Source organism: Mesorhizobium sp. P2_E6 (assembly GCF_056403835.1).
In genome coordinates this window covers 1-528 of the sequence record NZ_JBFUEQ010000047.1, presented here as the reverse complement: position 1 = coordinate 528, position 528 = coordinate 1, and the positions used below count along the sequence as shown (strand labels likewise).

1 protein-coding gene is annotated in these 528 nt (G+C 69.3%); it reads right to left on the bottom strand.

From position 1 onward, the window contains the following. Window positions 1-528, bottom strand: a 528-nt coding sequence (locus AC1D08_RS33695; protein WP_477425362.1) for a VCBS domain-containing protein, incomplete at both ends; no start/stop codon positions are given.

Below are 528 nucleotides of genomic sequence, written 5' to 3'. Positions count from 1 at the left end.
CCGTCGCGCCGTGGTCGACATCCGAGGAGGTCAGCGTGCCGGACGCCGACGGCGTCCCGGCGACAACCGTGCCGTTGTCCAGGTTGCCGGCCTCGACAACCGTGCCGGCATCCTGGCCGACCGCCGTCGTGATCACCGGGCTGTCGTTGGTGCCGGTGATGGTGATGGTGACGGTTTGCGTTGCCGTCGCGCCCTTGTCGTCGGTGACCGTGGCGGTGAATGTCTGCGTGTCGCTCTCGCCCTCGGCCAGATGATCGGCCGCGCCCTGATCGAGCGCAAAGCTCCAGGCGCCCGTCGTCGGGTTGATCGCAAACGCGCCATAGGTGCCCGTCGCGTCGCCGCTCCAGGTCGCCGTCGCGCCGTGGTCGACATCCGAGGAGGTCAGCGTGCCGGACGCCGACGGCGTCCCGGCGACAACCGTGCCGTTGTCCAGATTGCCGGCCTCGACAACCGTGCCGGCATCCTGGCCGACCGCCGTCGTGATCACCGGGCTGTCGTTGGTGCCGGTGATGGTGATGGTGACGGTTT